The sequence below is a fragment of the Neobacillus niacini genome, assembly GCF_031456445.1.
Classification (GTDB): domain Bacteria; phylum Bacillota; class Bacilli; order Bacillales; family Cytobacillaceae; genus Neobacillus; species Neobacillus niacini_I.
Window position 1 is genome coordinate 1 of the sequence record NZ_JAVDUQ010000075.1, and the last position, 5,318, is coordinate 5,318.

The following is a 5,318-nucleotide window of genomic DNA, read 5'->3' on the forward strand; positions in this document are numbered from 1 at the left end:
GGAGAAGTCGTAAGACCTGGATTCCCCGGATGAAGGGCAGCTTTGATGAAGGTTTAAAAGAGAATCCCCTGCATTTATGCATGGGGAGAAGTCAAACCGAGCCGTTCCATCGATACAACGATAATCGGATTAGCCGTTTTATCGCACAATACGGAAAATGTGCATTACAGGAATTGAATTAGGAATGATTACGCCGTACGCGGGGAAACTCGCCTGTACAATGTGAAGTGGGGGAAAAGCTGGAGATAACTTCAAAAGCTTACCTATTACTATAAGATGAACAGGAAAGATTCAACTGATATGAACAAAACTCCCAACCACAAGTTTGTAAGCGTTTTATTATAAAAAATTAGACTTATAGACATCGTTTTGAGCTATTTTGACCCTTTACAATTTAATTCCTTCGGAGTAGTATCATGGACATAGGAAACAATTGCATATTGCCTAATCCCCGTAAGGGGAACGGAGGACCCAATTCTTTGGGGTGTATTCTACAGATTTGTAGAAGGGATGCTAACTCTTTCGCCATCCTAACCCGTCAGCTAACTTCGTCGGCAAAAGCGAAGGAGGTCTGTAGACCGCCTAATTCAGGAGGCTTTTTTGTTTTTAGAAAAAGAGCAACCTGATTATTAAAGGAGGTCTTTTTATTATGCCTATTTTTTAAAGAAAAAGAGGATATGGAAAAACAGTACGCCATACGGAGGTGAGGGTATTAGTGTACCAACAAAAAATAACATTTGGAGTTTATTGGGGTTAATCAGATAAATAATGGAAAACACTATATTTATTGATTAAAACTACGCGTTAAAAACGTTTCTTTTTGGGGGCAAGTACCAATGAGTCAACCTTCTTGCCTTAACTAAACACAGTGACCATTTAAATAACATCATTTTTTGTGGAGGAAAGATTAATGACATCTCAGTCAATAAAAAGGCTTCTTCTTGGTCGTCCATTAAAATCAAGTGAAGCAGAAACAGAAAAAATGCCCATGTGGAAGGCATTGCCTATTTTATCATCGGATGCTCTTTCTTCGGTGGCATATGGAACCGAAATGATTTTATTGGAGCTCGCAACGGTTGGGGCTTTTGCATTCTCTTTTTCTATACCCATTGCTATTGCAATCGTTTTATTAATTTCGATCCTTATCATAAGTTATAGACAAGTAATTGATGCTTACCCTCAAGGTGGCGGAGCTTACATGGTCGCAAAAGAGAACTTGGGAATGATGTGGGGACGTTTAGCAGGTGTTTCGCTGCTTATTGACTATACACTAACGGTAGCAGTTTCCATTTCTGCCGGGGTCCTTGCAATCACTTCTGCTTTTCCCGCAGCCGCTCCGTATGTCGTTCCAATTGGGTTAATCTTTACTTGGTTTATGGTCTGGATGAATTTAAGAGGAACATCTGAATCTGGAAACGTCTTTGCATTACCTACATACTTATTTATTTTTTGTATGTTAACCCTTGTAGGAAAAGGACTTTTCGATTGGCTAACTGGTGCAGGTCATGTCACTCACCAGGTTACTGTTCCTACAGGATTACCAGCAGGCTTGACGTGGTTTGTTTTGTTAAAGGCGTTTTCTTCTGGTTGTTCAGCTGTTACAGGAATTGAAGCGATATCCAATGCAGTACCTCATTTTAGGAAACCCTCTCAAAAAAATGCAAAGCGAACCATGCTGACATTGGGAATTTTATTAGCTGTCATTTTTGGTGGTGTAACCGTCCTTTCACGAGCTTATGATATTCACCCAGATCCTACCGGAACGAAATCGGTTTTATCGATGGTTGCGGAAGATGCCTTTGGGCGTGGGGGCTTTTTTTACATCATTCAGTTTGCTACCATGGCAATTTTAGTACTGGCTGCAAATACAAGCTTTAATGGTTTTCCGATTTTATCTTCGATTATGGCACAAGATAAAAATATGCCCCGGATGTTTAGTAATCGAGGAGACCGTTTAGCTTTTAACTATGGAATCATTACTTTAGGTATATTATCAAGTATCCTCCTTATTGCCTTTCGTGGTAGAACAGAAGCATTAATACCGCTTTATGCCATTGGCGTTTTTCTATCCTTTACAATGGCGCAAATAGGCCTTGTTTTGAAGTGGCGAAGAGAGAAGTCTGCGGGATGGCAGCGAAAAGCATTAATTAATGGATTAGGTGGCTTTGTAACATTTTGTGTAGTCATTATTTTTAGTATAACAAAATTTGAAGAAGGTGCTTGGATTGTAGTTATCATTACACCATTGTTATTATGGTTAATTACAAAAATTAGTAAGCACTATGATAATGTAGCCAAGCAACTAAGAGTGGAATTAACCGAACCTATACCAACTATTGAAACAGTCATTATTGTTCCTGTTGCAGGTATTCATAAAGTTGTATTATCAACCATTGCTTATGCAAAATCTCTCACCCCGAATGTGGTAGCATTTTATGTTGCTTTTTCTCCCGAAGATGCTAAGAAGATAGAAGAAAAATGGGAACAATGGAATCCAGGTGTTCGATTAGTTGTAGTCGTTTCACGTTACCGTACATTAATAAAGCCATTAGTGGAATTTATAGGTCGGGTTGAACGTCGTTACGGTGAAGATAAAAAAATAACCGTTCTTTTACCTCAATTTATTACGCATAAATGGTGGCATCGTCTATTACACAATCAATCAGCTTTTCGTATCCGCGCGCTTCTTTTGAACAGAAAAGATGTGGTCGTATCGACTGTCCCATTTCATTTAAATGATTGATTATAGACTTAATAAGTAAAAGAAGTCCAATGGAATACATTGGGCTTTTTTAGTGTTTAAACGTTTAAAAGGGAAAGGATGGGAAAAATAATGAATATAAATGAATAAGGAGTGAAGAAGTATGGAGAAGCAGTATTGTAGCATTTGTGGAAATGACAGCAAAGAGAATGTAAAGGATTTAAATTCATCCGTTTTTGTCATTTGCGAAAATTGTCTAAGGGAAGAACAACTTAATCCTATGTTGGATCAAATCTTTCTAAATTGAGTATAAAGCTGGAAATGTGCATACCGATATTTAAAAGACCATAACAATGGAGGACCAATTAGGTCCTTTTTTGATTAAGGCTCTTTTCGTAAACTTTGTTGCTTTTGGAGCTTAATAAGGTTCATTTACTAAGTTTGTAGGCAATTTTCGCAAATATTCATACGAAAAGATGCCACGAAGCATATAGTTATACGGGTTGATGAACTTATACGAAAAACAACAATCTATGCGAAAATAGCCTTGATTAATGTTAACACTTCAACAGTATGTATATCCGCCCATTAAAACCTAAGACATTTAATTTTTAATGTAATAATTCCTAACATGTATTATTTTAACAGTTCAAATTATTAAAAAATTCTATTGAAAACATAATAAAAAAACAATATGATAGTTCTATTAACAAGTGATGTAATGAAATCTAACATGAAATTTTTGCAGAGGAGATGAAAATTATGCAGATGGCGGATACAGTATTTATGTTTTTATCAACGATACTCGTTTGGATTATGACACCCGGAATTGCTTTGTTTTATGGAGGAATGGTAAAAAGTAAAAACGTGTTAAGTACTGCAATGTATAGCTTTGGCTCAATTGCTATTGTTTCTATAATTTGGATTCTTTTTGGTTATTCGCTAGCGTTTTCTATCCATGGAAATCCATTTATCGGCGGTTTAGATTGGGCGGGATTAAAGGAGGTAAACTTTAAACCAAACAGTGATTATAGTGCAACGATTCCACATAATTTGTTTATGATGTACCAGCTAACATTTGCTGTATTAACAGCAGCTCTAATTTCAGGAGCTTTTGCAGAGCGTATGCGTTTTTCCGCTTTTGCTATCTTCACAGTTCTATGGTCCATTTTTGTATACTCACCTGTAGCCCACTGGGTTTGGGGAGTAGGAGGATGGATTCGTAATCTTGGAGCACTTGATTTTGCCGGAGGAAACGTCGTGCATATTTCATCTGGTGTAACCGGACTGGTGCTTGCAATCGTTCTTGGGAGAAGAAAAGACACAGTCTCAACGGTTCCTCATAACCTGCCGCTTACCATATTAGGAGGAGCTTTAGTTTGGTTCGGATGGTTTGGTTTTAATGTTGGCAGTGCCTTAACCCTTAACGATGTCGCGATGTATGCATTTATTAATACGAATACAGCAGCGGCAGCTGGAATTATTGGTTGGTTAGTAGTAGAATGGCTGATAAATAAAAAACCAACCATGCTTGGAGCTGTATCAGGTGCAGTTGCGGGACTTGTGGCGATCACACCTGCTGCAGGATTTGTGACGCCGGCTTCTTCTATTCTAATTGGATTCCTTGGAGGTACAATTTGTTATTGGGGAGTTTTCTGGGTTAAAGAAAAATTCGGTTATGATGACGCTCTTGATGCGTTTGGATTGCATGGAATTGGCGGAACATGGGGCGGAATTGCTACCGGTTTGTTTGCCACAAAATCCGTGAATTCAGCAGGAGCAAATGGATTATTTTATGGAGATCCAAGCTTAGTATTAAAGCAACTCATTGCAATTGTTGCAACCTATCTATTTGTTGGTATCGTATCCTATATTATTATAAAAGTTGTAAAAGTTTTCGTCCCTGTTCGAGCAAATGAATATGAAGAATCACTTGGATTAGATATTACACTACATGGAGAAAAAGCATATCACGAAGCGTAAAGGGTGATCTTATGAGCGACGTACTGACAAAAATTGAAATTATTACTCGTCCAACAAAATTTGAAGAATTGAAACAAGCCCTGGCTCAAATTGAAGTGAGTGGAATTACAGTAACCCATGCTCTTGGTGCAGGTTTTCAAAAAGGGTATACCGAAACCTACCGGGGCAAGAAGTTCGATGTAAACATGTATGAAAGAATCAAGGTTGAGATCGTCGTTTGCAAAGTTCCTGTTCAATTAGTAATTGATACGGCGCGAAAAGTCTTAAATACTGGGCAACCAGGTGACGGGAAGATTTTTATATATGAGATCGCCAATGCTATTAAAATACGTACTGGTGAAGAAGGATATGATGCACTGCAAAACACGAAATAGAATAATTTCTACCTACCGACAGCCGCCAAATTGGGCGGTTTTTTTCATTGTATAACGGTTCATTCTAGTTGATGAATAATGTCTTTTGGATAATTACTAAAAAAATAAAAATGATTGTTTAAAAATTTCGAAGAAAAACTGTATATATACTAAAATTTTTACATATTATCAAAATACAGCGTAAAACCCCTTTCTTCAGATATGGGGATATAAGCTGTATTTTTTTGTTAATTCAAGGGATATGGCATGACTTTGTTGGG

General features: G+C 37.5%; 3 protein-coding genes, 1 pseudogene and 1 riboswitch. All 4 genes and pseudogenes read left to right on the forward strand.

Features of this window, described 5'->3' with window-relative positions; translation table 11 throughout:
* A pseudogene (locus J2Y67_RS27450) lies at nucleotides 1-182 on the forward strand (hypothetical protein); the annotation flags it as partial.
* Nucleotides 183-431: 249 nt separating this feature from the next.
* A riboswitch (cyclic di-AMP (ydaO/yuaA leader) is annotated at nucleotides 432-572 on the forward strand.
* Between the two features lie 338 nt (nucleotides 573-910).
* Nucleotides 911-2,743, forward strand: coding sequence for an APC family permease (locus J2Y67_RS27455; RefSeq protein WP_310179344.1), 1,833 nt, complete (start codon nucleotides 911-913; stop codon nucleotides 2,741-2,743).
* A 720-nt stretch (nucleotides 2,744-3,463) separates the two neighbouring features.
* A complete protein-coding gene (locus tag J2Y67_RS27460) occupies nucleotides 3,464-4,684 on the forward strand; it encodes an ammonium transporter (RefSeq protein ID WP_310179347.1) in 1,221 nt (406 codons plus the stop codon).
* An 11-nt stretch (nucleotides 4,685-4,695) separates the two neighbouring features.
* Complete coding sequence (locus tag J2Y67_RS27465) at nucleotides 4,696-5,058, forward strand: P-II family nitrogen regulator (protein ID WP_310179350.1); 363 nt, start codon at nucleotides 4,696-4,698, stop codon at nucleotides 5,056-5,058.
* Nucleotides 5,059-5,318 lie beyond the last annotated feature (260 nt).